The organism is Vreelandella olivaria (genome assembly GCF_023507745.1).
Lineage (GTDB): Bacteria > Pseudomonadota > Gammaproteobacteria > Pseudomonadales > Halomonadaceae > Vreelandella > Vreelandella olivaria_A.
Genome location: NZ_JALPZO010000155.1, coordinates 36,591 through 62,802, shown reverse-complemented (window position 1 = coordinate 62,802; position 26,212 = coordinate 36,591). Strand labels below are relative to the sequence as shown.

Annotated in this window: 21 protein-coding genes and 1 other RNA gene; 19 read left to right on the top strand and 3 right to left on the bottom strand. The window is 54.3% G+C overall.

Annotation, left to right across the window (positions count from 1 at the left end; all coding sequences use genetic code 11):
- Positions 1 to 14 precede the first annotated feature (14 nt).
- A complete protein-coding gene (locus tag HP566_RS18505) occupies positions 15 to 389 on the bottom strand; it encodes a YraN family protein (RefSeq protein ID WP_249978791.1) in 375 nt (124 codons plus the stop codon).
- A complete protein-coding gene (locus HP566_RS18500; protein ID WP_249978790.1) occupies positions 379 to 1,881 on the bottom strand; it encodes a penicillin-binding protein activator in 1,503 nt (500 codons plus the stop codon). Before HP566_RS18500 ends, HP566_RS18505 begins: the two co-directional genes overlap by 11 nt.
- Before the next feature lie 111 nt (positions 1,882 to 1,992).
- Here HP566_RS18500 and rsmI point away from each other — a divergent pair, with 111 nt between their 5' ends.
- The 17 genes from rsmI (at position 1,993) to lpxC (ending at position 20,986) form a co-directional block, all read left to right on the top strand.
- Positions 1,993 to 2,850 carry a 16S rRNA (cytidine(1402)-2'-O)-methyltransferase gene (gene rsmI / locus HP566_RS18495; protein ID WP_249978789.1) on the top strand — a complete coding sequence of 286 codons (858 nt, stop codon included), beginning with the start codon at positions 1,993 to 1,995 and terminating at the stop codon, positions 2,848 to 2,850.
- A 32-nt stretch (positions 2,851 to 2,882) separates the two neighbouring features.
- Positions 2,883 to 3,241, top strand: an RNA gene (gene rnpB / locus HP566_RS18490) — RNase P RNA component class A.
- A 52-nt stretch (positions 3,242 to 3,293) separates the two neighbouring features.
- Positions 3,294 to 4,250, top strand: a complete 957-nt coding sequence (rsmH, locus tag HP566_RS18485; RefSeq protein WP_249978788.1) for a 16S rRNA (cytosine(1402)-N(4))-methyltransferase RsmH — start codon at positions 3,294 to 3,296, stop codon at positions 4,248 to 4,250.
- Between the two features lie 2 nt (positions 4,251 to 4,252).
- Positions 4,253 to 4,588 (top strand): cell division protein FtsL, encoded by a 336-nt coding sequence (gene ftsL / locus HP566_RS18480; RefSeq protein WP_249978787.1) that lies wholly within the window; start codon positions 4,253 to 4,255, stop codon positions 4,586 to 4,588.
- A complete protein-coding gene (locus HP566_RS18475) occupies positions 4,585 to 6,291 on the top strand; it encodes a peptidoglycan D,D-transpeptidase FtsI family protein (protein ID WP_249978786.1) in 1,707 nt (568 codons plus the stop codon). The genes ftsL and HP566_RS18475 overlap by 4 nt, the downstream gene beginning before the upstream one ends.
- Positions 6,292 to 6,307: 16 nt before the next feature.
- A complete protein-coding gene (locus tag HP566_RS18470) occupies positions 6,308 to 7,804 on the top strand; it encodes a UDP-N-acetylmuramoyl-L-alanyl-D-glutamate--2,6-diaminopimelate ligase (protein WP_249978785.1) in 1,497 nt (498 codons plus the stop codon).
- Entirely contained in the window at positions 7,801 to 9,156 is a 1,356-nt protein-coding gene (locus HP566_RS18465) for a UDP-N-acetylmuramoyl-tripeptide--D-alanyl-D-alanine ligase (RefSeq protein ID WP_249978784.1), read from the top strand. Before HP566_RS18470 ends, HP566_RS18465 begins: the two co-directional genes overlap by 4 nt.
- A gap of 9 nt (positions 9,157 to 9,165) precedes the next feature.
- Positions 9,166 to 10,248, top strand: a complete 1,083-nt coding sequence (mraY, locus tag HP566_RS18460; RefSeq protein ID WP_249978783.1) for a phospho-N-acetylmuramoyl-pentapeptide-transferase — start codon at positions 9,166 to 9,168, stop codon at positions 10,246 to 10,248.
- A gap of 63 nt (positions 10,249 to 10,311) precedes the next feature.
- On the top strand, positions 10,312 to 11,688 hold the full coding sequence (gene murD / locus HP566_RS18455; RefSeq protein WP_249978782.1) for a UDP-N-acetylmuramoyl-L-alanine--D-glutamate ligase: 1,377 nt from the start codon (positions 10,312 to 10,314) through the stop codon (positions 11,686 to 11,688).
- Positions 11,685 to 12,866, top strand: coding sequence for a putative lipid II flippase FtsW (ftsW, locus tag HP566_RS18450; protein WP_249978781.1), 1,182 nt, complete (start codon positions 11,685 to 11,687; stop codon positions 12,864 to 12,866). Before murD ends, ftsW begins: the two co-directional genes overlap by 4 nt.
- 18 nt (positions 12,867 to 12,884) lie before the next feature.
- On the top strand, positions 12,885 to 13,982 hold the full coding sequence (murG, locus tag HP566_RS18445) for an undecaprenyldiphospho-muramoylpentapeptide beta-N-acetylglucosaminyltransferase (protein WP_249978780.1): 1,098 nt from the start codon (positions 12,885 to 12,887) through the stop codon (positions 13,980 to 13,982).
- A gap of 53 nt (positions 13,983 to 14,035) precedes the next feature.
- Entirely contained in the window at positions 14,036 to 15,448 is a 1,413-nt protein-coding gene (gene murC, locus HP566_RS18440; protein WP_284041569.1) for a UDP-N-acetylmuramate--L-alanine ligase, read from the top strand.
- On the top strand, positions 15,445 to 16,377 hold the full coding sequence (locus HP566_RS18435; protein WP_249978778.1) for a D-alanine--D-alanine ligase: 933 nt from the start codon (positions 15,445 to 15,447) through the stop codon (positions 16,375 to 16,377). The genes murC and HP566_RS18435 overlap by 4 nt, the downstream gene beginning before the upstream one ends.
- 10 nt (positions 16,378 to 16,387) lie before the next feature.
- Positions 16,388 to 17,101, top strand: coding sequence for a cell division protein FtsQ/DivIB (locus tag HP566_RS18430; RefSeq protein ID WP_249978777.1), 714 nt, complete (start codon positions 16,388 to 16,390; stop codon positions 17,099 to 17,101).
- A 312-nt stretch (positions 17,102 to 17,413) separates the two neighbouring features.
- Complete coding sequence (gene ftsA, locus HP566_RS18425) at positions 17,414 to 18,703, top strand: cell division protein FtsA (protein WP_249978776.1); 1,290 nt, start codon at positions 17,414 to 17,416, stop codon at positions 18,701 to 18,703.
- Between the two features lie 35 nt (positions 18,704 to 18,738).
- The gene (gene ftsZ, locus HP566_RS18420; RefSeq protein ID WP_249978775.1) at positions 18,739 to 19,917 is read left to right on the top strand and encodes a cell division protein FtsZ; all 1,179 of its coding nucleotides are present in this window, start codon (positions 18,739 to 18,741) and stop codon (positions 19,915 to 19,917) included.
- Positions 19,918 to 20,074: 157 nt separating this feature from the next.
- On the top strand, positions 20,075 to 20,986 hold the full coding sequence (gene lpxC, locus HP566_RS18415; RefSeq protein ID WP_249978774.1) for a UDP-3-O-acyl-N-acetylglucosamine deacetylase: 912 nt from the start codon (positions 20,075 to 20,077) through the stop codon (positions 20,984 to 20,986).
- Positions 20,987 to 21,103: 117 nt separating this feature from the next.
- On the opposite strand, the gene HP566_RS18410 is transcribed toward lpxC, so the two are convergent.
- Complete coding sequence (locus HP566_RS18410) at positions 21,104 to 21,577, bottom strand: DUF721 domain-containing protein (RefSeq protein WP_249978773.1); 474 nt, start codon at positions 21,575 to 21,577, stop codon at positions 21,104 to 21,106.
- A 561-nt stretch (positions 21,578 to 22,138) separates the two neighbouring features.
- Here HP566_RS18410 and secA point away from each other — a divergent pair.
- Both secA and argJ read left to right on the top strand, forming a co-directional pair.
- Positions 22,139 to 24,871: a preprotein translocase subunit SecA gene (gene secA, locus HP566_RS18405; RefSeq protein WP_249978772.1), complete on the top strand. Its 2,733-nt coding sequence runs from the start codon at positions 22,139 to 22,141 to the stop codon at positions 24,869 to 24,871.
- A 38-nt stretch (positions 24,872 to 24,909) separates the two neighbouring features.
- Positions 24,910 to 26,139 carry a bifunctional glutamate N-acetyltransferase/amino-acid acetyltransferase ArgJ gene (gene argJ, locus HP566_RS18400; RefSeq protein WP_249978771.1) on the top strand — a complete coding sequence of 410 codons (1,230 nt, stop codon included), beginning with the start codon at positions 24,910 to 24,912 and terminating at the stop codon, positions 26,137 to 26,139.
- Positions 26,140 to 26,212 lie beyond the last annotated feature (73 nt).

The following is a 26,212-nucleotide window of genomic DNA, read 5'->3' as shown; positions in this document are numbered from 1 at the left end:
CCTCGTTAAGAGAGTCAGTAAGCGTCGAAGGCTGCTTTTTCCCATTGAAACTCCAGAGCGGGCAGCATGCCTGTAATCGCCAGAATATCAAAGCGGCAGGGGCTGGAAATAGCATGCCGAGCTATATAGAGCCTTGCTGAACGTATCAAGCGCTGGCGTTTTTGTACTGTTACGGTTTCGAGAGGGTGACCATAATGGGTGGTGGCACGGTGTTTGACCTCAACAAAGACCAAAATATCCTGATCATACATCACAAGATCCAACTCGCCGCCTTTAACATGGTGATTGCTGGCAACAAGTGTCAGGCCGTGTTGCTGCAGCCATTGAGCAGCAAGTTGCTCAATGGCTGCACCCCGTGATCTGGCAGTTCGGGCGTTATTATTCGTCATCGCCCAGCAGGCCTGGGATCAGAATGGGTGAAGGGATACCATTCTGAAATCTTGCCCATGGAAGTTCGCGGTATATCCGGCCATCACCAGCAAGGTAGAGCGTGCCGGTGCTGCCGCTCATTCCTTCCAGTGCTGCAAGGTCGGATAAGTGAGTGGCAATCTCATAGGCATCTACACCCATGGCCATCAGGCGGAACATGGAGGCGTCAGGCTCTTCTTGCAGGCGCTGATAGGTGTCATAGAAAGGCAGGACTTCCTCGCCGCCCACGGCTGCATCAGGAATCTGCCAGGGAATGTCCATAAACATGACATCATTCAGATCCTGGTCCAAACGTCTCTGCTGGCGGCCTTCATGGAGATGCGACGTAGCATAGATGGGCAGATCCGGGGCGTAGTAGTAGTCCATGGTGGGTGGTACTTGCCTGGCGTATTCGGGGAGCGCTAGCAGGAACAGGGCATCAATATTGCCCAGCCGCGCACGTTCTCCGCTAACATTCAGTGCCGTTTGCACGGCATTCGAAACCGGGCTGTTGGGGTTGTAGCGCACCGCGTTGGTCACTTCACCGCCCTGGCGCTGATACTCGTTCCAGAAGGCTTCACCTACCCGTCGGCCCCAGTCGTTGTCAGGCACCATAATTGACATTTGACGATGGCCGTCCTGGTAGGCGCGGCGTGCGGCCTGGCGCGCTTCATCCTCAGCCGATAGGCCATACTGGAACAGCCGGGCTGCCTGGTTATACTCGCCATGGCCGTAGTTAAGCGCCAGTGTCGGCAGTGGCACGCTGTCACGCTGCTCTAGCTGGGTTACCTGGTCTTTATCCAGAGGGCCAATGATTAACTGTGCATTCATTTGTTCTGCACGGCTATAAAGCTCGTCCATGGCATATTGGGACGCGTCTAAAAAGCTCAGCTCGACACCATCATTGCGGATATTGTTGTGATCACGCATTGCAGAGGAGATAGCATTGGCAACGCCGCTTAACGGGCCGGACTCAGGCAGTGCGACCACAATGCGGCGAATATCGGCACCCTCAAGCTCGGGGAGAGTGACCTGCTCCCGGTCTGGCTCCAGGGCTTGTCTTGCCCATTGTTGCCGCTCGGAGAGTGTTTCCTGTTGATTGGCTTGCATGGGGAGTTCGTCATCAAGCACCTGGGTGGCACGTAACACAGCGCGAGGGTTGTCGAGTGCCCTGGCAAGTTCAGAGTAAAGCATGGCCCAGCGTACCCGGTCGGTTTCAGAAAGTACGCTTTCATCGACTGAATCAGCGGCTTCAAAGGCATTTTCCCGCTGACCCTGCTGAGCAAGTATGTTGGCTGCTTCCAAGCGTGTTTTTGCTGCTTGTTCAGGTGCTTGTTGCTCAGCCTGGCTCAACAAACGGTTGGCATCCTGATCAGGAGCGCGGTCAACCACGCTAGGGGGCTGCATGGCACACCCCGTGATGAGAAGTGCCATGAAGGCAGTGGCGAGTAAACCACGTAGTGACTGTTTCATGTATCCTTCCTTAGTTTCCATTTGCGCTGTCGCCGTTCAGGGGCAGGTGGATAGACCATTGCACAAGCATAGCGCACTGTCAGGCACGCCATTAACAAATCGGGAGTCACGATGACACACCATAATCCGGGCACATTGTACGTGGTTGCTACGCCAATTGGGAATTTGGAAGACTTAACGCCACGTGCAGCCCGGGTATTAGCGGAAGTATCGCGTATAGCCGCTGAGGATACGCGTCATAGTGGCCGTCTATTGGGCCACCTGGGGGTTAACAAGCCGATGATTTCGCTGCATGACCATAATGAGGCGCGGCGGGTGGATATCTTGGATGCCTACCTGGAGGCGGGGGAGGATATCGCGCTGATTAGTGATGCAGGAACCCCGTTAATCAGTGATCCTGGCTTTGTGTTGGTGAGAGAACTGCGTGCACGGGGGAGAAAGGTCGTGCCGTTACCAGGGCCTTGTGCGTTGATCACGGCGCTTTCGGGGGCGGGGTTACCTACCGACCGCTTTACCTTTGGTGGTTTCCTGCCCGCGAAACCCGGTGCACGCCGACAAGTATTGGAGCAGTGGCTGGCTCGGGAGGAAACTCTGGTTTTCTACGAGTCACCACACCGGATCGTGCATACCCTGGAGGCGCTGCGCGAGCAGATGCCTGAGCGGACCGTTGTACTGGCGAGGGAGTTAACCAAGACATTTGAGACCTTTCTGCAGGGCTCTGCCGATGAGCTGCTCGATCTGTTGGCGGGTGACCCTAATCAGGCCAGAGGCGAATTCGTGGTGATTGTGGCTGGCGCACCCAAGGTTGCTCAAGGTGATCATCAGGCTGTTCATGCTGATGAGTTACTGAAAACCTTATTAGCCGAAGGGGTTGGGGTTAAGCAGGGGGCGGCGATTGCTGCGCGAATGCTCGGCGGACGCAAGCAGGAGTGGTATGCCAGATTGCAGGCAATGAAAGGTGAGCATTGAGGCGACGGCGGGGCGCTGGTATGCTTGCCGCCGGAGTTGGCCAGACAGTCGCCGCTAATATTCCCGAAAGGGGGGTTGGGGGAGGAAAGTCCGGGCTCCATAGGGCAGAGTGCCAGGTAACGCCTGGGCGGCGTGAGCCGACGGAAAGTGCAGCAGAGAGTAGACCGCCAAGCCTTTCGGGGCCGGTAAGGGTGAAAGGGTGCGGTAAGAGCGCACCGCGCGCCTGGTAACAGTGCGTGGCATGGTAAACCCCACTCGGAGCAAGACCAAATAGGGACCCCATGGCGTGGCCCGCGCTGGGTCCGGGTAGGTTGCTTGAGCGCTATGGTGACATAGTGCCTAGAGGAATGACTGTCCACGACAGAACCCGGCTTATCGGCCGACTCCCCATTTCCATAAAGGGTGTGTAGAGCACGCCCTTTCAAACATTGTGTGAGAGTAACATGCCTTCTCTTGACGCTGACCAGGTCGTTCCTCGCTTTCGCCATACCAGCGTTTTGCTCGAAGGGGCTGTTGATGCGCTAGTGCATGACCCCAATGGCATTTATCTGGACGGCACCTTTGGTCGTGGAGGCCATTCACGCGTTATCCTTTCTCGGCTAAGTGAGCAAGGGCGCCTGATGGCGATGGATCGTGATCCTCAGGCAATTGCCGCTGCCGGAGGGATTGATGATCCCCGCTTCCAAATCACCCAGCGAGACTTTGCCCGCCTTGGCGAGTTTGCCGAAGAGCAGGGGGTGTATGGGAAACTTTCCGGTGTGCTATTAGATGTAGGTGTCTCGTCGCCACAGCTGGATGATCCTGAGCGCGGGTTTAGTTTTATGCGCAATGGCCCGCTGGATATGCGTATGGACCCTAGCGGGGGTGAGAGCGCTGCAGCGTTTTTGGCACGTGCCAGTGAAGCTGATATTGCCCATGTGTTTAAAACCTTTGGTGAAGAGCGCTATGCGAAACGGCTGGCTCGGGCAGTCGTTACACGCCGGGCTGAGACGCCTTTTACCCACACAGTTGACCTGGCTGAGGTGTTAAAAGCAGCTCATCCTGCCTGGGAAAAGGGTAAACATCCTGCCACCAAGGCATTTCAGGGGTTGCGAATCTATTTAAACGGCGAACTGGATCAGTTGGATGCCGCTTTGGATGCTGCGCTGGAGGCGTTAGCGCCGGGTGGGCATTTGGTCGTTATTAGCTTTCATTCATTGGAGGATCGTCGCGTTAAACGATTCATACGCCATCATGTGCGTGGGGATACCCACTTGCCCCGAGGTGTTCCTGTCCGCGATGATCAGTTAAGTCGTCGTCTTGAGGCGCTGGGTAAAGGAGTGCGGCCAAGCGATGATGAGGTGGACATTAACCCTCGTGCACGCAGTGCAGTGATGCGAGCCGCACGTAAACGAGTGTGACCATGAGCATGGATCGGATTGAGCATTGGGTCTCATCATTACGCGCTGAATGGCCGTTCAAGTTGCGCTTGCGCACGTGGCCTGTAGTGATTAGCCTGCTTTTCTTTGCATGTATGGCAACCGGTCTGGCTGTTGTTGCCACCACTCATATGACCAGAATGCAGTTTGCCCAGCTTCAGCAGTTGGAGCAGGAGAAAAACCAGCTCCAGACGGAGTGGGGGCAACTGCTACTTGAAGAGGGCGCGTGGTCTACACCTGCGCGCATTGAACAAATCGCCACGGAACGGCTGGATATGCGCATTCCCGATGTAAATGATGTCGAGGTCATTCGGCCATGAATCGAGAGCGGCGGGGTGGGGTATCCCGGCAACTACCAATTGCGCCTCCACTGGGTGGTGGCCGCTTTTTATTTATATTGATTGCAGTTGCCCTGGCCTCAAGCATCCTGATTGGGCGTATTACCCTGCTTCAGGTGATTGACCGGCCGTTTCTACAAAGTCAGGGCGATGCCCGCACGCTACGCCACGAGGCTATCCCTGCCCATAGGGGAATGATTACCGACCGCAATGGTGAGCCTCTGGCTATTTCCACGCCTGTTGTCACCCTATGGGCGAACCCTCAAGAGCTGCCGGAAGATGCCATCCAACGTGTAATGCTGGCACAGGCACTAGGGATGACGCTGGATGATTTCGATTCCCGTGTGGAGCGTTTTAGTGGCCGTGAATTCATGTACTTACGGCGGCAAATGACGCCAGAGGCTGCGCAGCGAATTCTGGACCTGCGCACGCCGGGCGTTTATCCCCAGCGTGAATACAAACGCTATTACCCGGCAGGAGAGGTGGCTGCTCAGCTTTTGGGCGTGACAAACGTTGATGACGTGGGGCAAGAGGGCCTGGAACTTGCCTACCAACCGTTTCTGGCGGGGCATCCTGGGCAGCGCCGGGTGATTAAAGACCGTCGCGGCCGTTTGGTGCGCGAATTGGGGGTAATCCGTGAAGCGCAACCTGGCGGTGAATTGACCCTGGCGATTGACCAGCGCATCCAGTATATGGCGTATCGGGAGCTGCGTGCTGCCGTTGCCGAGCATGAGGCGGACGGCGGTGTGCTGGTGATGCTGGATGCCCGCACAGGTGAAGTGCTGGCAATGGCTAACTTGCCCTCCTATAACCCCAATAACCGCACCGGGCTTGACCCTCGGGGGTTACGTAATCAAGCGCTGGTTGATGTGTTTGAGCCAGGCTCTGTCATGAAGCCGCTGGCGATGGCGGCCATTCTTGAAAGTGGCATCGTGGACCGTGATGTGGTGGTGGATACCTCGCCGGGCTGGATGCGAATTGATCAGTTCACTATTCGGGATATCCGTAACTATGGTGAACTTGATTTGGCTGGCATTCTGGAAAAGTCCTCTAATATCGGCATGTCACGCCTGGCGCTTCAACTTAGCGATACTGCCATCTGGGAAAAATATAATCAGCTTGGGCTTGGGCAAAGCCCTGGTACCGGTTTTCCCGGTGAATCGACCGGAAGCTTACCGGCCCCGGTTCGCTGGTCGCGTAGTGAGCGGGCTGCATTATCCTATGGTTATGGCCTTTCTGTTTCGGCACTGCAACTGGCCAGTGCCTATACGGCATTGGCTAACGGGGGGGAGCGTTTGCCGCCTTCTCTGTTGAGGTTGTCGGAGCCTCCCCAGGGTATTCCTGCCATCTCTCCAAGCGTTGCTGATGACCTTTTGGATGTCTTGGAAACCTCTGTGGGTGCCTACTCCGGGGGGCGTCGTGCTCGTGTTGAAGGGTACCGTGTTGGTGGCAAAACGGGGACTGTGCGCAAAACCGGCTTGCAGGGGTATGCGACGGATGCCTATCGCAGTGTGTTTGCAGGTATCGCACCTATCTCTGACCCGCGCATTGTGACCGTTGTCATGATCGATCATCCGAGAGCGGGTCAGTTTTATGGCGGTGCGGTTGCGGCGCCGGTATTTTCAAGCGTAACTGGCAATGCGTTACGGCTTCTCGATGTGCCGCCAGACCATGGGGTCGAATAGCTTTGAAGGAGATTGCATGACGTTGTGCCCAAGCGGTTTATGGAGTGCTATAGATAAAGTGTGGCCAAATGCCGCGCTGCCTGACGCTTTACCTTCGTTGCCCGACAAACTTTGTCTGATAACCGATTCCCGTAAAGTGAAAGCTGGTGATGTATTCGTAGCGGTGCCGGGTAGCCAGCTTGATGGCAGAGCCTTTATAGATCGTGCCCTGGAAATGGGTGCTTCGCTGGTATTGGCGCACACCAGGCAACGCAGCGTCTCGTTGGAAGGGCAAGTGCTCTATCTGCCGCATCTGTCCTTACGCCTTGGCGAGCTTGGCAGAGCGTTATTCGATGTGCCCAAGGGACTTCAGGTAATCGCTGTAACAGGGACTAACGGCAAAAGCTCTGTTACTCACTATATTGCTGCGTTGAGCGAGTTGCTTGGCACGCCAGCAGGCGTGATCGGCACCTTAGGGGTTGGTCGCCCTGGAAAGTTGCTGGACAGCGGACTAACCACGCCAGGCCCATTAGCGATGCAGCAAACGCTAGGTGATTTGGCCCGCCAGGGTGTCCAGCGTGTTGCGTTGGAAGCTTCTTCGCATGCGCTGGACCAGCAGCGGCTGGATTCCGTTGATGTCATGGCGGGCGTTTTTACCAACTTAACCCGCGACCACCTCGATTATCACGGCAGTATGGCAGCCTATGCGGCTGCTAAGGCCAAGCTGTTTCGCCGCGCTGAGTTATCGCTTGCTGTTGTCAATGCGGATGACCCCTTGGCGCGTCTAATGCTGGCTGGCTGTGATAGCCAAGTGCGGGTGCTGGCAGTCGGGAGCAGTGAAGCCGTTACCCTGCGCGTGCTTGACTGGCATCCCCATGAGCAGGGGCAGCAGGCATTGATTGCCACTCCTGATGGCGAAAAGGTGCTTAACCTTAATTTAATGGGTCGCTTTAACCTGGATAATGTGCTCCTCGCCATTGCCGTTCTCTATGGGTTGGGGGAGTCGCTTGAACGCTTATTTACCGAGGCTGCCCAGTTGGCTCCTGTCCCTGGTCGCATGGCGCTATACCGGGCGGCCAACGCGCCAAGCGTGGTGGTTGATTATGCCCATACGCCGGATGCGTTGCACAATGCGCTTGAGGCATTAAAGGCGCATTTAGGCAGTGCAGGGAAATTGTGGTGCCTGTTTGGTTGTGGTGGGGAGCGTGATACAGGTAAGCGTGTTGAAATGGCTGCGGTTGCAGCGCGCCTGGCTGACCAGGTGGTGATTACTGACGATAACCCTCGCAAGGAGCCCCCTGAGCAGATACGTCAACAGATCATTGCCGGACTTCCTTCCTCCACAGCGTTCACTGAAATAGGTGACCGCCGACAAGCCATTGCTTGTGCGATACAGCAGGCAGCCCCGCGGGATGTGGTGCTGGTGGCAGGTAAGGGGCATGAGGCCTATCAGGAAATAGAAGACGTTCGACATGCTTATCGTGACGATGAGCATGTCCTGAAAGCCCTTGCCTCCAGGGATACAGCATCATGAGCTGGTCACTCCAGAGTGTTGCTTCCGCCCTTAAACTTTCCCCCCATGGGCTGCCTGACCTGCCGATAAGTAGTGTAGTGACGGATACACGCCGGATAGTCCCTGGGTGCCTGTTTGTAGCCCTCAAAGGTCCACGCTTTGATGGGCATGACTTTATCGAGCAAGCACATAAGCAAGGTGCGGTAGCTGCTTTGGTAGAGCAGGCAGGAGGAAGCGCTTTACCTCAGTTGGTGTGTGCTGACACCCGGTTGGGGTTGGGGCTGCTCGGACGGGCGTGGCGGCATCGCTATACGTTACCCCTCATTGCAGTAACCGGTAATAGCGGTAAAACCACCGTTAAAGAGATGACGGCGGCGCTGTTGTCCCCACTGGGGGATGTACTGGCCACCCAGGGTAATTTGAATAACGACTTCGGTGCGCCGCTGACACTGTTGCGGTTGAGGGATTACCATCGGGCAGCGGTGGTTGAGCTTGGGGCCAATCATTTGGGGGAAATTGCCTGGACAAGCCAATTAGCCTCTCCCGATGTTGCCATCATTACGAATGTGACCGGTGCTCATGTGGGTGAGTTTGGCGGTATGGGGCAGATCGCGCAGGCAAAAAGTGAGATATTATCAGGCCTGAGCGCCAACGGGGTGGCGGTGCTTAACCGGGAAGACCGTTATTTCGATTTTTGGTCGGCTTGCGCCGCGCCGCGCCAAGTGATCAGCTATGGGTGGGATAGTCAGGCAGATGTCTATGCATCGGCCCTTTCCTGTGACTCCCAGGGGCGGTATGCTTTCACGCTTGTTCAGCGCGGACAGGCGCTAGGCAATGTACGCTTGCCGCTGATTGGCAAACACAATGCGCTCAATGCCCTGGCAGCAGCAGCAGCAGCGTTAGCCGTAGGGGTGACGCCTGAACAAGTGGTAGCGGGGTTGGCTCATCTGAGTAGTCTGCCTGGACGTTTAAGCACCGTACCGGGTATACGCAATGTCACGTTGCTGGATGACACCTATAACGCTAATCCGGGGGCGGTAAAAGCTGCGTTAGAAACACTATCAAGCTTTCCCGCGCCACGCTGGTGTGCGTTAGGCGCCATGGGTGAGCTTGGGCGGCAATCAGAAACACTGCATGCTGAGATCGGCCGTTTTGCGGCTTCGCTTGGTATTGATGCACTACTGACTTATGGCGATGCCGCTCGTTCAGCCAGTGAAGCCTTTGGTCGTGGGCTGCATTTCAACGATCACGAGACGCTTGTGCGTCATCTCATTAACACTTTGCCGCCTGACACCACGTTACTGGTGAAAGGGTCGCGTAGCACAGGCATGGAAAATGTCATTGCCGCGTTGCGTTCGGATGAAATAAGGTAAGCGCCGTTCATGTTACTTCACCTGGCGAATTTTTTAGCCCAATATCAATCTGCTTTTCAGGTTTTTAATTACCTTACGTTGCGCGTTATTTTAGCGGCCTTAACCGCGTTAATGCTATGCCTGTGGCTGGGGCCATGGGTGATCCGTCGATTAGTGGAGGGCCAGATTGGTCAGGCGGTTCGTGATGACGGCCCCCAGTCGCACCTCTCCAAAGCCGGTACGCCGACCATGGGCGGTGCAATGATTTTACTTGCCATTGCAATTAGTACCCTGTTGTGGGGGGATTTAACGAACCATTATGTATGGGTGGTACTGGCGGTAACGCTTGGTTTTGGTGCCATTGGTTGGGTCGATGACTACCGCAAGGTCGTGGAGAAAAACCCACGGGGTTTGCCCGCCCGCTGGAAATATTTCTGGCAGTCTGTGGTGGGTCTGGGGGCTGCGGTTGTGTTGTATCTGACGGCCTCAACGGCAGTGGAGACAAGCCTGCTTGTACCATTATTTAAAGATGTTGCTCTGCCACTTGGCCTGTTTTATATCGTGCTGACTTATTTCGTCATTGTGGGCAGCTCAAACGCCGTTAACCTGACCGATGGGCTTGATGGTCTTGCGATAATGCCGACGGTGCTGGTGGCGATGGGGCTGGCTGTCTTTGCTTATGCCAGTGGTAACGCGGTATTTGCCAGTTATCTGCATATCCCGTTCATTAATGGCACCGGTGAGCTGGCTATTTTTTGTGCCACCATTGCCGGTGCTGGCTTGGGGTTTTTATGGTTTAACACTTACCCGGCCCAGGTATTTATGGGGGATGTTGGCGCTTTGGCTCTTGGCGCAGCGTTAGGTGTTGTGGCGGTGATTGTTCGCCAGGAGATCGTGCTGTTTATTATGGGCGGCATCTTCGTACTGGAAACTGTATCGGTTATTCTCCAGGTTGGCTCATATAAGCTCACGGGGCGGCGTATTTTCCGTATGGCCCCGCTGCACCATCACTATGAGCTTAAAGGCTGGCCTGAGCCGCGGGTCATCGTGCGCTTCTGGATTATTACCGTTGTGCTTGTACTGCTGGGCCTGGCCACGCTTAAAGTTCGTTGATCAGTCGGGTGCTGGTGGCTGGTGGTTGCCGCCACTGGTGTGACGTGTAAAGGAGCCAGACCAATGGTGCAAGTACCTAGCGGAATGACGGTGGTGGTCGGCCTGGGCGTGTCGGGCCGGGCTATCTGTCGCCATCTGGCACGTAATGATACCCCTTTCATGGTGGTGGATACGCGTGATGTACCGCCAGATTTGGATGCCTTTTGCACGGCCCACCCTGGTATCTTTGTACATTGTGGCCCCTTGACTTCTGTTGACTTTAGCCATGCCCATGAGGTGGTCATCAGCCCTGGAGTTGATCCTCGTTCCCCAGGGCTTGAAGAGGTGGCAGCGCGCCAAAACAGCATTACGGGTGAGCCAGTATTAGTAGGCGAGATGGCTCTTTTTACCCGCGCTACCAAGGCGCCTGTAGCAGCGATTACCGGCTCAAACGCCAAATCAACGGTTACCACCCTGTTGGGTGATATGGCGGCAGCCGCCGGTCTGTCCGTCGCGGTTGGAGGTAACCTGGGTACAGCTGCCCTGGATCTGCTGGCTGAGCACCCTGATGCCGACCTCTATGTTCTGGAGCTTTCCAGCTTTCAACTGGAAACGACGCCTTTTTTAGGTGCTGCTGCTGCTGCGTTTCTCAATATTTGCGAAGACCACCTTGACCGGCATGGCGATATCAAGGGCTATCAGCAGGCCAAGCAGCGTATCTTCCTGGGTGCACAGCATGTGATCGTCAATGCGGATGATCCACTAACCTGGCCGACAGAAGAGGTGCCGGAATTGGTGCGTTTCGGTTCGGCGTCTTCAGATATCGACTGGGGCCTGGTGATTAATGAGGGGCAGGTATTTCTGGCTCATGGGCACGTTCCCTGGCTAAACGTGGATGAGCTTGCCATTGCGGGCCAGCATAATTATGTCAATGCCCTTGCTGCGCTGGCAATGGGAAACGCCTTGGGCCTTGCCAGGGAGCCCATGTGCGATGCTTTGCGAGCCTTTAAAGGCTTGCCTCACCGCAGCGAAGTGGTGAGCAGAATCAATGGGGTGACCTGGGTAAACGACTCAAAGGGAACCAATGTAGGTGCAACGCTTGCCGCTATCAAAGGTATTAGCGCTACGCTTAAGGGGAAACTGATTTTATTAGCCGGAGGAGTTGGTAAAGGGGCTGACTTTACCCCTCTGGCTGAGCCCTTACGCGAATGTGGGAGGGGGGCGCTGCTATTTGGAGTAGATGCCCCTCGTTTGTTAGATGCGCTTGCTCCCTCCTTGCCGGTGCTTCTGGTCAGTGATTTAAACCAGGCCATGGAGGCTGCCTGGGAAATGGCGGAGCCAGGCGACTGTGTGCTTCTTTCTCCCGCTTGTGCGAGTCTTGATCAATTTCCCAACTATCTGGTGAGAGGCGAGGCCTTTCGCCATTGGATAATGGATAAGCAGGAAGAGGTTAATGTATGAGCCGGTTGCTACGCCTTAGAGAAGCACTAACAACGCGCAACTTATCTTGTGATGTCTGGCTGATTATATCTGTTGTGGCACTGGCTGGGCTGGGTTGGGTAATGGTCAGTTCGGCTTCCATTGGGTTATTGGAAAACAGTTACCACTACTCGCGGCAGCACGCCATTTTTTTATGCATCGCTGTGATGGCCTGCCTTTTCATGCTGTGTGTTCCGCTTGAAGTGTGGCGTCAGAACGCAGCGCTGATTCTCTTGGTCAGTATTTTTATGCTTTTTTTGGTGCTTATTATTGGTCAGGAAGTGAATGGAAGTAAGCGCTGGATTGCATTGCCGGGGCCTCTGCCCAGTTTACAGGTTTCTGAACTTGCCAAAATTGGTCTGATTTTTTATATGGCCGCATTTATGTCTCGCTTTACGTACGATCTGCGCAGGCGCGCTTTTAGTATGTGGCGGCCTCTGGCTGTCTTGGCGTTACCTGCTGGCCTGCTTTTCCTGGCACCTGATTTTGGTGGCATGGTGGTCTATACCATTTGTGTCATCGGCATGCTGATGATGAGTGGTGCTTCATTAACATTACTGTTGGGCAGCGGTGGTTTGCTGGCTTCCGGCGCGGTTATGATGGTGATTATGGAGCCTTATCGTTTAGCGCGTTGGACAAGCTTTCTGGACCCCTGGGCGGATCAATTCGCTACAGGGTATCAGCTGACCCAGGCTCTCATTGCTTTTGGCCGTGGACATGTAACGGGTACTGGGCTTGGCAATAGTGTTCAAAAGCTGCACTACCTGCCCGAGGCTCACACCGACTTTATTTTCGCAGTGGTGGCAGAAGAGCTGGGCATGATCGGGGCAATCATTGTGGTGCTGCTATTCACGATCTTTATTGCCCGGACCATGTGGATCGGTCGCCGTGCTGAATTGGCAGGACATTTGTTCGGCGCATATGTCAGCTATGGCATCGGCTTTATTATTGCCGCTCAAGCATTTATCAATATGGCGGTGAGTGCAGGGCTATTACCTACCAAAGGCTTAACGCTGCCGCTTATTAGCTATGGTGGCTCAAGTTTACTGGTGACGGGCATGATGGTAGGGCTGTTATTACGTACAGATGCGGAGACACGCCACCGGCCACGCCGCAACCCCACGCCATACAAACCGCGCCATGAGCCGAGATTATCGTAATTATTCAAGGAGCCGTTTGTGACGACGAATGCACGTCGACGCATTTTAATGATGGCGGGGGGAACAGGAGGCCATGTTATCCCCGCGCTGTCTTTGGCGCGTGCCCTGATGGCGCACAACGTCGATGTTGAGTGGCTGGGAAGCCCGCGCGGAATTGAAAACCGGTTGGTACCTGAGGCAGGTATCCGGCTACATACCATTGCCATTGAAGGACTACGTGGAAAAGGTGCGATAGGCTGGCTTAAGGCACCGCTTAATCTGACGCGTGCTGTCTTGCAGGCCCGCCGGGTTATTCGCACGTTTAAGCCCCATGTGGTGGTTGGTTTGGGGGGCTTTGCCAGTGGTCCGGGCGGTCTTGCCGCATGGTTATCCCGCGTGCCGCTGGTGATTCATGAACAGAATGCCGTGGCTGGCCTGACGAATCGTGTTCTTTCCCGATTGGCTACCCGCACTTATGCGGCATTTGCCGATGCATTTGGTCATCGCGCTGAGGTGATTGGCAATCCGGTGCGCGATGACATCGCGGCTCTTGGTGAGCATCCCCGAAGCGCAGAGACGTTAAGGACTCGCCCCCTGCGATTACTGGTCGTGGGTGGTTCGCTAGGTGCTGTCGCTTTAAACGAACGCTTACCGCCTGCGCTAGCCGGGCTGGCTCCGCTGGATCGGCCGGAAGTGCGCCATCAAGCGGGCAAAGAGCGTGATATTCAAACGGCAGAAACGTACGCGCAGCATGGCATTGTGGCAGATGTCAGCCCGTTTATCGATGATATGGCAGCTGCCTATGAGTGGGCGGATCTGGTCGTTTGCCGCTCGGGTGCACTGACGGTTGCGGAGCTTGCTGCGGCGGCCAAACCTGCCCTGTTGGTGCCGTTTCCCTTCGCTGTTGATGACCACCAACGGATAAATGCAGAGGTGCTGGTGAAAGCCGGAGCTGCGCTATGCGTTGTGCAAGCTGAGCTGACGCCGGAGCGCTTAACTCACTATTTGAATGAATTATTAACCCCAGACACTTTGGCGGATATGGCATCGAAGGCGCGGCAGGCGGCATATCTGGATGCGACCGAGCGCTTGACCAATGGATGTCTGGCGTTAATAAAACAAGGAGAGACTGCGTGACCGATATAGTCAACAACACGTCGTCACAGGGTATTCGCCCAAGCGGCCCGGGCATGCGCCGTATTAAGCGGATACATTTCGTGGGCATCGGTGGCGCAGGCATGTGTGGTATCGCGGAGGTGTTGGCAAACCAGGGTTATCGCGTCAGTGGTAGCGATATGAAGGCGTCTGCTGTTGTCGAACGTCTGCGACAATGTGGCGTGTGTGTTGCCATCGGGCATGCTGAAGAAAACGTAAAAGGCGCTGATGTCGTGGTGGTTTCCAGCGCGATAGACGAGTCCAATCCTGAGATACGTTGGGCGCATGAGCATCGTGTACCCGTGGTGAGGCGGGCTGAGATGCTGGCTGAGCTAATGCGTTTTCGCCATGGTATCGCCGTTGCTGGTACCCATGGAAAAACCACCACGACGAGTCTGACTGCCACACTGTTGGCTGAAGGCGGCCTGGATCCTACCTTTGTCATTGGCGGAAAACTGACCAGTGCCGGTGCCAACGCTCGTTTGGGCGAAGGTGACTATCTCGTTGCCGAAGCAGATGAGTCGGATGCATCCTTTCTTCACCTACAGCCCATGGTATCGATTGTCACCAATATCGATGCGGACCACATGGCTACTTATGGGGGGGATTTTGAGCGTCTCAAAAACACCTTTATCGAATTTTTGCACAATTTACCGTTCTATGGTCTGGCTGTGTTGTGCATTGACGATGCTCATGTGCGTGGCTTATGTGAACAGGTGAAGCGTCAATTTGTAACCTACGGCTTTGATGCAGACGCGGATTACCGCATCGTTGATTTCAATCAGCAAGCGGGGGAAGTCACCTTTACCGCCTTGCGGCCGGGTGGTGCGGCACCGCTTAACGTAAAGCTGTCTATGCCTGGGCGGCATAACGCTTTGAATGCCATGGCCGCGATTGTCGTAGCGACCGATGCGGGTGTCAGCGATGATGCCATCCTACGTGGGTTAGCGGGATTTGCCGGTGTTGGGCGGCGCTTTCAGGTTCATGGGCATTTCCCGGCACCGAAGGCCAGCGGCGCTATCATGCTGGTGGATGACTATGGCCATCATCCCAGGGAAGTGGATATGGTCATCCAGGCCGTACGTGCTGGCTGGCCCGAGCGGCGCCTGGTCATGCTGTACCAGCCCCATCGCTATAGTCGCACCCGGGATCTTTATGAAGATTTTGTCAGAGTGCTCTCGCAAGTGGATACATTGATTTTACTTGATGTGTATAGCGCTGGAGAGGCGGTTATACCGGGGGCGGAAGGGCGCACATTAGCAGGCTCAATTCGTCAGCGTGGTGAAGTTGATCCACTGTTTGTGGAGCACAAACAGGAATTGCCGGCATTGTTGGGTAATGTACTGCGCCCAGACGATATTTTAATTACCCAGGGTGCCGGTGATGTGGGTGGAATATCACTGCGTCTGGCACAGGCCAAATTAGTGTTGGATGAGGTTGAGCTATGAGTACTGAAGAGGATCGCTTGGCCCGAGTGGTGGTTGTATACGGGGGGGCATCGGCTGAGCGTGATGTATCGCTGAAAAGTGGCGCTGCCATTCTTGACGCCTTGAAACGCCAGGGAGTCCAGGCAAGTGGTTACGACCCGCGTGACAAGGGGCTGGCCGGGCTGGAGAAATTAGCACCCAGTGCCGTATTTGTAGCCCTGCATGGCCGCGGTGGTGAAGATGGTACGCTACAAGGCGCTTTGGAGTTATTAAATATCCCCTACACCGGTAGCGGTGTACTGGCTTCTGCGCTGGGGATGGATAAGCAGCGCACCAAGCAGGTGTGGCAGGCGGTAGGATTACCAACACCTGAAAGTATTATGTTGAATGCCGAGTCTAACTGGGAAGCAGTGGTTGCTCAGTTGGGGTTGCCAATGATGGTAAAACCTGTTCATGAAGGTTCAACACTGGGCATTAGCATTGTTAAAAGTCAGGCGGATCTGAAAGCGGCTTATCATGCAGCGGCCACCTACGATGCCAGGGTAATGGCAGAGCGTTTTATCGTCGGGGATGAGTACACGGTCGCTCTGCTTGGTGATGGCGTACTGCCAGCGATACGTGTTGAAGTACCCGGTGGCTTTTACGACTACGAGGCAAAGTACATCGCCAATACAACGCAGTACCACCTTCCCTGTGGTTTATCCACACAGGATGAAGAGGCACTGGCTGCGCTTTGTCTGCAAGCATTTGCCGCTATTGGCGGAGAGGGGTGGGGTCGCATTGATGTCATGCGGGATGTCGAGGGCAGGTTCTGGCTGATTGAAGTGAATACCGTCCCAGGGATGACCGATCATAGCCTGGTGCCACAGGCAGCTGCCCATGCGGGTATCGATTTTGATCAATTGGTACTGCAGATACTGCAGACTGCTGGCAGACAGAGCAGATCATGAAGAGAGCCTTATGAAAAGGCGTAATGCGTGGTTAGGGATTCTTTTACTGGCGCTACTGCTAGGCGCTGGTAGCCGTGCACTGTGGCTATGGTTGGACCGCCCTATCGAGCGTGTTTCGATTCGCGGGGAGTGGAGTTATGTCAGTGCTGATTACCTGCGCACACAGTTAGCCCCGCTTGTGCAGGATGCGACATGGCTTTCTGCGGACTTGGGTGAGCTACGCAATAGAGCGATGAACATTGGTTGGTTAAACGAAGTTCGCATTTCGAGAGAGTGGCCCAATGCATTGGTGTTTGAGCTGGTTGAGCAGATGCCAGTTGCCCGCTGGAACGACGATTTTCTGCTGAATCCAGAAGGTGAGCCATTTGCCTTTGCTCCTTTGGAGGTTCCTGCCGGATTGCCCGACCTGGCCGGCCCGGCAGGCAGTAGTGAAGAGGTGCTGACCTACTATCATCGGCTAACACCTCATTTTGCGGGCCTTTCACTATCCCTGTCTCAGTTGCGGTTAGAACCACGGGGTGCCTGGCGTATACAATTAAGTAATGGAGCCTGGGTAATGTTAGGCAGACACCAACATGAAGTTCGCTTAGCGCGTTTATCTGCTTCCTGGCAACGCGAGCTGTCACAACATGGCGATCACATCCGTTATATCGACTTACGTTACCCTAATGGCGTTGCTGTAGCGTGGCATGGGGAAAGCGATTTTGATGATAGTGAAGAGTAACCAGCGGCTTACAATGTGCAAAAAGTAGGTAAAGTGAGTGGTCGCAAACGCTGAAAAAGCCATTAATGGGGTTTAAATTGCTTATTAAGCCTATTATCGTGGGTGTGGACTAGTCGTATTGCAGCTATTGTTTCTATACTATGTCTCAATCGGTAGTTGGTGGGTTTTAATTTAATCCTCTCAGCCGTTAGCTGAGTTTTATCGATAAACGTTAATTTTGATTTGGGCGACGCCCCTGACACTCTTGGTTGAGTTAGCGTCATCCATAAATATAACGCCTTTTAAAATGACTACAAGGAGATTCCCCGGCTCATGGCAGGCTCACCCAATGCATCCAATATGGTTGTCGGGCTGGACATTGGAACGTCCAAGGTCGTCGCGATAGTCGGTCAACCTACCGATGATGGCGGGATCGAAATTGCTGGTATCGGCTCTCATCCATCTCGCGGCATGAAGCGCGGGGTTGTCATCAATATTGAATCAACGGTTCAGTCTATTCAGCGGGCTGTTGAAGAAGCCGAGTTGATGGCTGGGTGCGATATTCATTCTGTTTATGTTGGTGTTGCAGGTAGTCATATTAGCTCAATGAACTCTGATGGTGTGGTGGCTATAAAAGAACGGGAAGTAACCCCATCAGACATTGACCGCGTTATTGACTCTGCCCGGGCACGTGCTATTTCCGAAGGCCAGCGAGTATTGCATGTGTTGCCCCAGGAGTTTTCAATTGATGCTCAAGGGGGGATCCGTGAACCGCTCGGCATGTCGGGGGTTCGGCTCGAAGCCCAGGTGCATCTTGTCACTGCAGCATTAAATGCCGTTCAGAACATCGAAAAGTGTGTACGCCGCTGTGGTCTGGATGTTGATGCCATCATCCTTGAACAACTGGCATCCAGCATGGCAGTACTCACAGAGGACGAGCGCGAGCTGGGTGTTTGCATGGTGGATATCGGCGGTGGCACGACAGATATGGCGATATTTACCGAAGGGGCAATTCGTCATACCGCAGTGATTCCCATTGCCGGTGATCAGGTGACCAATGATATCGCGATGGCATTGCGTACACCTACCCAGCATGCAGAAGAGATCAAAGTGAAATACGCTTGTGCGCTGACTCAACTCGCCGCAAGCGATGAAATGATTAAAGTTCCCAGTGTAGGGGATCGTCCGGCACGGGATTTATCACGGCAGGCATTAGCCGAAGTGGTAGAGCCGCGCTATGAAGAGCTCTTTACGCTGGTAAGAGACGAATTACGTCGTAGTGGCTATGAAGACATGGTGGCGGCCGGTGTAGTACTCACCGGAGGTACCTCACGCATGGAAGGTGTCAGCGAGCTGGCAGAAGAAATTTTTCATATGCCGGTTCGTATTGCCTGCCCACAAAATGTCAGAGGTTTGGCAGATGTGGTGCGTAATCCTATTTATGCGACAGGCGTTGGCTTGCTGCATTATGCATTGCAAGAGGCGCGTCATGGGCAAGGTTTAGAAAGCCACGGGGGAGTCGTTGCTGCGCATAAAGGGCGCAATGAGCTTGCTCGGCGTGATATCAAGGAAGGTCATTCGGCGCTGGCGAGAATCAAAGGCTGGTTCAAAGGAAATTTCTGATTAGGGCCGCAAGCGCGGTTCAGGAGACGGGGCTTATGTTCGAATTGGTAGATAACGCACCCTCGAGCAGTGCGGTCATCAAAGTGGTCGGTGTTGGTGGCGGCGGCGGCAACGCTGTCAACCACATGGTCGAGAGCAACATCGAAGGCGTAGAGTTTATTTGCGCCAACACTGATGCCCAGGCGCTCAAGCGCGTATCCGCGAAAACGGTTTTGCAGCTTGGCGGCGAAATCACCAAAGGCCTGGGGGCCGGGGCTAACCCAGAAGTGGGGCGCCAGGCCGCCATGGAAGACCGAGAGCGCATCGCTGAGCTTTTAAATGGCGCTGATATGGTGTTTATTACCGCAGGCATGGGCGGTGGCACAGGCACAGGCGGTGCTCCGGTGGTCGCTCAGGTAGCCAAAGAGCTTGGCATACTGACGGTGGCTGTCGTTACGCGCCCCTTCCCGTTTGAAGGGCCCAAGCGTATGCGCGCTGCTGAAGAGGGCATGAAAGAGCTCTCTGAGCATGTTGACTCGCTGATTACCATTCCCAATGAGAAACTGCTTTCCGTTCTGGGTAAAAACGCAACGCTTTTGACTGCCTTTAGTGCGGCGAATGATGTCTTGCTGGGCGCTGTTCAGGGCATTGCTGAACTGATTACCAGTCCGGGCATTATTAACGTCGACTTTGCGGACGTGCGAACGGTTATGTCTGAAATGGGCATGGCGATGATGGGAACGGGTGGGGCTACCGGTGAAAACCGGGCACGTGAAGCGGCTGAGAAGGCGATTCGCAGTCCTTTGCTGGAAGATATCGATCTGCACGGCGCCCGCGGTATCCTTGTGAATATCACAGCAGGCCCTGATCTCTCTATTGGAGAGTTCAACGATGTAGGTGCCACCGTGCAGGAGTTCGCCTCTCAGGAAGCGACTATCGTTGTTGGCACCTCTATCGATATGGAGATGTCCGACGAGTTGCGTGTAACCGTTGTGGCTGCTGGCCTGGATGGCAGCAAAGCCAAGGTGGCTTCACGCGAACCTGTGCGTCGCTCCGCCACCGATTCTTCTTCGGATTATCGCAAGCTTCAGCAACCAACCGTTATGCGTCAGCAAGCGACTGCACGTGCAGAAGCACCAGAGCAGGCTGCCAAGCCACGTCCTGAAAAGCGTCGTGCGGCGGAAGCAGACGACTATCTGGATATTCCCGCGTTTTTGCGCCGTCAGGCGGATTAGTCTGTACTATCAGGCTCATTGAGGCAGCAAACGAGAGTTTTATTGGTTAAGACGCTCGTTTGCTGTTAAAGTGAACACTGTTTGATAACTTTCTTTCCCTGCGGTACCTGTCGGTTATCATGCTGACACCGCCGTCATTAGAGTTCGACCACTGCCCATGATCAGACAACGCACACTACAAAACGTCATTCGCGCCACTGGAGTGGGTCTGCACTCCGGCAAAAAAGTCCATATGGCTTTGCGTCCGGCGCCGGCAAATACCGGAATTGTGTTCGTTAGAACCGATCTGGATCCTGTGGTACATGTTCCTGCTCGAGCCGAGTTGGTAGAAGACACAACTCTGTGCACCGCGCTTTCCAGCGATGGAGTGAAAGTGGCAACAGTTGAGCATCTGATGTCGGCCTTCGCGGGGCTGGGTATTGATAATGCTTACGTCGATATTAGTGCACCTGAAGTGCCTATTATGGATGGTAGTGCCAGCCCATTTGTATTTTTGATTCAATCGGCTGGCATCCTGGAGCAGAACGCAGCCAAGAAATTTATCCGCATCAAGCGCCGCGTGGCAGTCACTGATGGCGATAAAGAAGCCGTTTTTCTGCCGCACCAGGGGTTTAAAGTCTCGTTCGCTATTGATTTTGACCACCCTGTGTTTGAGCAGCAGAAGCAAACGGCCTTGATTGATTTTTCGACGACTTCATTTGTTAAGGAAGTCTCACGGGCACGTACTTTCGGCTTCATGCGCGATTTGGAGTTTTTGCGCTCGAATAATCTGGCGCTCGGTGGCAGCCTGGATAACGCCATTGTGGTGGATGATTATCGAATCGTGAATGAGGGCGGATTACGTTATGACGATGAATTCGTCAAGCACAAGGTACTGGATGCGATCGGGGATCTCTATCAATTGGGTTATAGCCTGATTGGTGAATTCTGCGGCGTAAAATCGGGACATGCCCTTAACAACCAGCTTTGCCGTGAGCTGATGGCACAGCCGGATGCTTACGAAATCGTTACTTTCGAGGATGAAAAGGCGGTTGCACCGATTTCTTATGCCGCTCCCGCCATGGCATAGGTAAAAATTTGCCATAATGAAGGGGTGGAAAAGACGCTGCCGGTTGAAAAACAACTTTGTTCCCCCACTTAATAAAGCACCGCCATGGCGGTGCTTTATGCTTTTTGGAAATGTTTGTTATGCCTTGGGGTCCGAGTGGCTGCTGGCGTGGGAGGCCAGGCGCTGTAACGCATCTTTAAGAGCCGGGTTATCGGTATCTGCGGCGCACTCGGCTAACGTTTTGCCTGCATCATTGGAGAGCGTTCGAGTATAGCGCTTAGGTGCTTCGACAGGACGAACTGGACGAACCTTCAGTGTAAACGCGCTGACACCTTCCAACCCTGGCAACTGGTGAAGCAGGGTGAGTAAGTGGCTCTGTTCGTAGCGCAGCCAGGTTAACCAGCTGGCTTGACCGCTAATGAGTGTTAACCGGCCATCGCGGAAGCCGCCTACGAAGATATGTTCACGCATTTCTTCAGGCAAGTGGGCACGCAAATGCCGTTGTGCCTGGTCAATTAAGCGAGATTGGCGCATCAGGTACCCAATATCACCAGACTTGGATAGCAGTTGGGTGATGGGCTGTGCGTGAGATCGCTTAACCTTTATACTCATACGCTTGATTTCCAAAGTGCCTTAATCAACATAGTGTGGCGGTCCCCAATAGGTGAACAGCTATAGCCTAGAGGTGGGCCAACCCAGAAGAGCCTAACACGCCCAGGAGCCAGTCCACAGCATGTCGTCACCGCCACCAGATGTTATGACCGCTTCGCCACGACGCCAACGCCGTCATGGCTTAGCGCGCTGGTGGCTTGCTGGCCTTCTGGTAAGTTGCTTGCTACCTGCTAGTCTACACCCTTCAGATGCCTTTCGCGGTAGCGAGCGTAGCGTTAACGTCTGTTTCTGGGTGCCTGCAATCTTGCGCGCGCAGTCCCAATGGATAGCGAAAAAACGCCGCGCATTACGTTATTGGTCACGTCGTAATACACGCCAGCTGACGCCTTTACCTTCCCTTCTTCGCTTTTTACCGCAGGTAATGCATCGGCAGGTTGCTGCGAAAGATGTGCTTACCCAGCGCGGTCCGCCTGTTCAGCAACTCATACACTAAGAACTGCTTTATTTGCTTTATATAAAAGGGCGTACCTGTATGGGCGCTCATGATGATTTGGAAAATTCATGATTAATAATTTGTTACGTAAAGTTGTTGGTTCCAAGAACGACCGCGAAGTAAAACGCATGCAGAAAAGCGTGCTTAGCGTCAATAAGCTGGAGCCGGAACTGGAAGGTCTGAGCGATGCCGAGCTGCAGGGGAAAACAGCACTGTTTCGTCAACGCCTGGAGAGCGGAGAAACACTCGACAGTTTGCTGCCCGAAGCATTTGCTGTGGTGCGTGAGGCGAGTAAACGAGTGATGGAAATGCGCCACTTTGATGTGCAGATGGTTGGTGGCATGACCCTGCACCGGGGGCGTATTGCCGAAATGAAAACCGGTGAAGGTAAAACACTGGTGGCGACACTGGCCGTATACCTGAATGCTCTGCCAGCCAAAGGCGTCCATGTGGTGACGGTCAATGATTACCTGGCGCGTCGTGATGCCGAGTGGATGCGACCACTATATGAGTTTTTGGGCCTGACGATAGGGGTGATTTTTGCCGGTCAAACCGGTGAAGAGAAACGCCATGCTTACCAGTGCGATATTACCTACGGTACCAACAACGAGTTCGGTTTTGACTACCTGCGCGACAATATGGCGTTTTCACTGGAAGATAAGGTTCAGCGCGGCCTGTATTACGCCATTGTCGATGAAGTTGACTCGATCCTGATTGATGAAGCGCGTACACCGTTGATTATTTCTGGTGCTGTTGATGAAAACACCGACCTCTATAATGTGGTCAACCGACTGGCTCAACAGTTGGAGAGGGGAGAAGTATCGGAAGATGAAGAAACGCCGGTGACGGGCGATTTCCTGCTGGATGAGAAGCAGAAGCAGGTTGAACTGACCGAACAAGGCCACAATAAGGTCGAAGAGCTGATGCGTGCGGAGGGGCTGCTTGGCGAAGATGACTCACTTTACGCTGCGCAAAACCTTAACCTGTTGCAGCATATGCACTCTGCACTGCGTGCCCGCCACCTCTATCATCCGGACGTTGATTATATTGTCGCTGAAGGGCAGGTGGTGATTGTTGATGAACACACCGGACGCACCATGCCTGGCCGCCGCTGGTCTGAAGGGCTTCATCAGGCCGTTGAAGCCAAAGAGGGTGTGACGGTTCAGCGCGAGAGCCAGACATTGGCATCAACGACGTTTCAGAACTACTTCCGCTTATATGACAAACTGGCGGGGATGACAGGCACCGCCGATACCGAAGCTTACGAGTTTCGTCAAATCTATGGCCTGGATGTTATCGTTATTCCCACCAACCGCCCACTGGCCCGTAAAGACCTCAACGATCTGGTGTATCTCAGCGCTGAAGAGAAGTATGAAGCGATCATTAAAGACGTTAAAGCTGAGACAGAAGCTGGCCGACCTGTGCTGGTAGGTACTGCCTCTATTGAAACATCCGAGTATCTTGCTCAACTGATGCGTGACGCTGGTCTGAAATTTAATGTACTGAATGCCAAGCAGCACCAGAGTGAAGCGGAAATCATTGCCCAGGCAGGTCGTCCCGGTTCGATTACGATTGCCACCAACATGGCTGGTCGTGGTACCGATATTATGCTGGGTGGTAACTGGGAAGCTGAAGCAGCCAAGTTACAGAACCCAACCCAAGAGCAAATTGATGCCCTTAAAGCCGAGTGGCAAAAGCGCCACGATGGTGTGCTTGAAGCCGGTGGTTTGCATGTTATTGGCTCAGAGCGCCATGAGTCCCGCCGTATCGATAACCAGTTACGTGGACGTGCCGGCCGCCAGGGCGATCCGGGTTCGACCCGGTTCTTCCTCTCCCTGGAAGATAGCTTGATGCGCCTGTTTGGCTCAGACCGGGTGAAGCGCTTGATGCAGGCGCTGGGGCTGGAGCGTGGCGAAGCGATAGAGCATAAAATGGTTTCCAACGCTGTGGAGCGGGCGCAGAAAAAAGTTGAAGGCCGCAACTTTGATATTCGTAAGCAACTGCTGGAGTACGATGATGTGGCCAACGACCAGCGCCGCGTTATCTATGAGCAGCGTAACGAAATTCTCGCTTCTGAAGAGGTGTCTGGAGCGGTGCTGGGTATCCGCGAAGAGGTAATGGAGGAGGCCATCAGCGATTTTGTACCACCCCAAAGCCTGGTCGAGCAGTGGGATTTACCTGGCTTGGAGTCGCATTTAAAAACGGAATTCAACCTGGAAGCACCTGTTGTGCAGTGGGCGGCTGAGGATGAGCGTTTCAGCGAAGAGAAGCTGCGTGAGCGCCTTCAGGTAATGCATCGTGAAGCCTATGAGGCCAAAATCGAGGCTGCCGGTGCTACGCTGATCCATCGTTTTGAAAAGCAGGTGATGCTGCAGGTACTGGATACCCGCTGGAAAGAGCACCTTCAGTCGATGGATCATTTGCGTCGTGGTATTCACCTGCGTGGCTACGCCCAGAAAAACCCAAAGCAAGAGTACAAGCGCGAGTCGTTTGAGCTGTTCCAGAATCTGCTGACCAACATTAAGGCAGATGTCACGCGTATTCTTAGTCACGTTCAGGTGCGTCAGCCTGAAGAAGTGGATGCTCTGGAGCAGAAGCGACGCGAAGAGCTGGCGCGTGAGAAAGTGATGGCTGCAAGCCGCCATGATGATCCGAGCGCTCAGAACAGCGAGCGTGCCGTGGAAGCACCTGGTACAGATGGCCGCCCGCTGCGTCGGGGAGGGCCTAAAGTGGGCCGTAACGACCCTTGCACCTGTGGCTCGGGTAAAAAATATAAGCAGTGCTGCGGTAAGTTGAACTAATCAGCCTCCCGGATAATGCGACTGTAAAGGAGTTGAACATGGCAGTGGGAAACATCCCTTTTCCAGCGTTGCCCCCCCTTAAGGGGGTGCGTCTTGGTAGTACAATGGCTGGTATTAAAAAGCCGGGGCGCCGTGACATGGTGGTGTTTGAACTCCCCGAGACAGCCTCGGTCGCTGGTGTGTTTACCCGAAATGCGTTCTGTGCAGCTCCCGTCATTGTGGCCAAAGCGCATATTGAGCGCTGTTTGGGTGAAGGTCAGGTGCCCCGCTACTGGCTAATTAATACCGGCAATGCAAACGCTGGTACGGGTGAAACAGGGATGCGGGATGCTTATGCCAGCTGTGCGGCGTTAGCGGAACAAGTGGGGGTAGCCGAGTATCAGGTCTTACCGTTTTCCACAGGTGTGATTGGGGAACCGATGCCGATGGATCGTCTGTTGGCTGGGTTGCCTGCTGCGGTAAGCGCTCTTGCGGATGCGAGCCAAGCCTGGCAGCAGGCGGGTGAAGGAATTTTGACGACTGATACCCGTGCCAAAGGTGCTACGGAAACCGTGGTCATCGGTGATCAGCAGGTCACCATCAACGGCATTACCAAAGGCTCTGGCATGATCAAGCCTAATATGGCTACTATGCTGGGCTTTGTGGTCACCAATGCTGCTATCAAGCAACCGTTATTACAGCGCTTACTGCGTGAAACAGTAGATCGTTCTTTTAACTGTATTACGGTCGATAGCGACACATCCACCAATGATGCCTGCATGTTGGCTGCTACAGGTACCGGTGCGCAGATTGAGAGTGATGAGCAGATTGCGCTATTCCGCAATGCTTTACAGCGAGTGATGAGTGAGCTGGCTCAGGCGATTATTCGCGATGGGGAAGGGGCTACCAAATTTGTCACTCTCCTGGTTAATGAGGCTGCTACCCGTCAAGAAGCGCTGGATGTGGCATTTACTGTGGCACATTCGCCACTGGTCAAAACTGCGCTGTATGCCTCGGATGCTAACTGGGGGCGTATTTTAGCGGCTGTTGGACGAGCCCCTGTGGAGGCGTTTGATGTCAATCGCGTCGTCATTGATTTGGGTGATGTGCGCCTGGTTGAGAAAGGGGGGAGGGCTACCAGCTACACGGAAGCAGCCGGTAGTGCCGTGATGGCACAGGAAGAGATCACTATTCGCATTAACCTGGGGCGTGGCGAAGAGCGTGCCACTGTGTGGACCTCGGATCTCTCCCATGACTATGTGTCCATCAACGCGGATTACCGCAGCTGACCGCTCGGTAAGGTGCTAACGCAGTGAGATAGCGTCGCTCCTTGATAGAGCGTCGCGCACAACGTGGATAAAG

Bases quoted from the DNA above. Each gene is read 5' to 3' on its own strand.
- HP566_RS18430 (WP_249978777.1), top strand. From the start codon at position 16,388: ATGAAAAGGCGTAATGCGTGGTTAGGGATTCTTTTACTGGCGCTACTG.
- ftsA (WP_249978776.1), top strand. From the start codon at position 17,414: ATGGCAGGCTCACCCAATGCATCCAATATGGTTGTCGGGCTGGACATT.
- HP566_RS18475 (WP_249978786.1), top strand. From the start codon at position 4,585: ATGAATCGAGAGCGGCGGGGTGGGGTATCCCGGCAACTACCAATTGCG.
- murD (WP_249978782.1), top strand. From the start codon at position 10,312: ATGGTGCAAGTACCTAGCGGAATGACGGTGGTGGTCGGCCTGGGCGTG.
- HP566_RS18505 (WP_249978791.1), bottom strand. From the start codon at position 389: ATGACGAATAATAACGCCCGAACTGCCAGATCACGGGGTGCAGCCATT.
- HP566_RS18500 (WP_249978790.1), bottom strand. From the start codon at position 1,881: ATGAAACAGTCACTACGTGGTTTACTCGCCACTGCCTTCATGGCACTT.
- HP566_RS18410 (WP_249978773.1), bottom strand. From the start codon at position 21,577: ATGAGTATAAAGGTTAAGCGATCTCACGCACAGCCCATCACCCAACTG.
- rsmH (WP_249978788.1), top strand. From the start codon at position 3,294: ATGCCTTCTCTTGACGCTGACCAGGTCGTTCCTCGCTTTCGCCATACC.
- ftsW (WP_249978781.1), top strand. From the start codon at position 11,685: ATGAGCCGGTTGCTACGCCTTAGAGAAGCACTAACAACGCGCAACTTA.
- ftsZ (WP_249978775.1), top strand. From the start codon at position 18,739: ATGTTCGAATTGGTAGATAACGCACCCTCGAGCAGTGCGGTCATCAAA.
- murC (WP_284041569.1), top strand. From the start codon at position 14,036: ATGCGCCGTATTAAGCGGATACATTTCGTGGGCATCGGTGGCGCAGGC.
- lpxC (WP_249978774.1), top strand. From the start codon at position 20,075: ATGATCAGACAACGCACACTACAAAACGTCATTCGCGCCACTGGAGTG.
- HP566_RS18470 (WP_249978785.1), top strand. From the start codon at position 6,308: ATGACGTTGTGCCCAAGCGGTTTATGGAGTGCTATAGATAAAGTGTGG.
- secA (WP_249978772.1), top strand. From the start codon at position 22,139: ATGATTAATAATTTGTTACGTAAAGTTGTTGGTTCCAAGAACGACCGC.
- HP566_RS18465 (WP_249978784.1), top strand. From the start codon at position 7,801: ATGAGCTGGTCACTCCAGAGTGTTGCTTCCGCCCTTAAACTTTCCCCC.
- HP566_RS18435 (WP_249978778.1), top strand. From the start codon at position 15,445: ATGAGTACTGAAGAGGATCGCTTGGCCCGAGTGGTGGTTGTATACGGG.
- ftsL (WP_249978787.1), top strand. From the start codon at position 4,253: ATGAGCATGGATCGGATTGAGCATTGGGTCTCATCATTACGCGCTGAA.
- argJ (WP_249978771.1), top strand. From the start codon at position 24,910: ATGGCAGTGGGAAACATCCCTTTTCCAGCGTTGCCCCCCCTTAAGGGG.
- mraY (WP_249978783.1), top strand. From the start codon at position 9,166: ATGTTACTTCACCTGGCGAATTTTTTAGCCCAATATCAATCTGCTTTT.
- rsmI (WP_249978789.1), top strand. From the start codon at position 1,993: ATGACACACCATAATCCGGGCACATTGTACGTGGTTGCTACGCCAATT.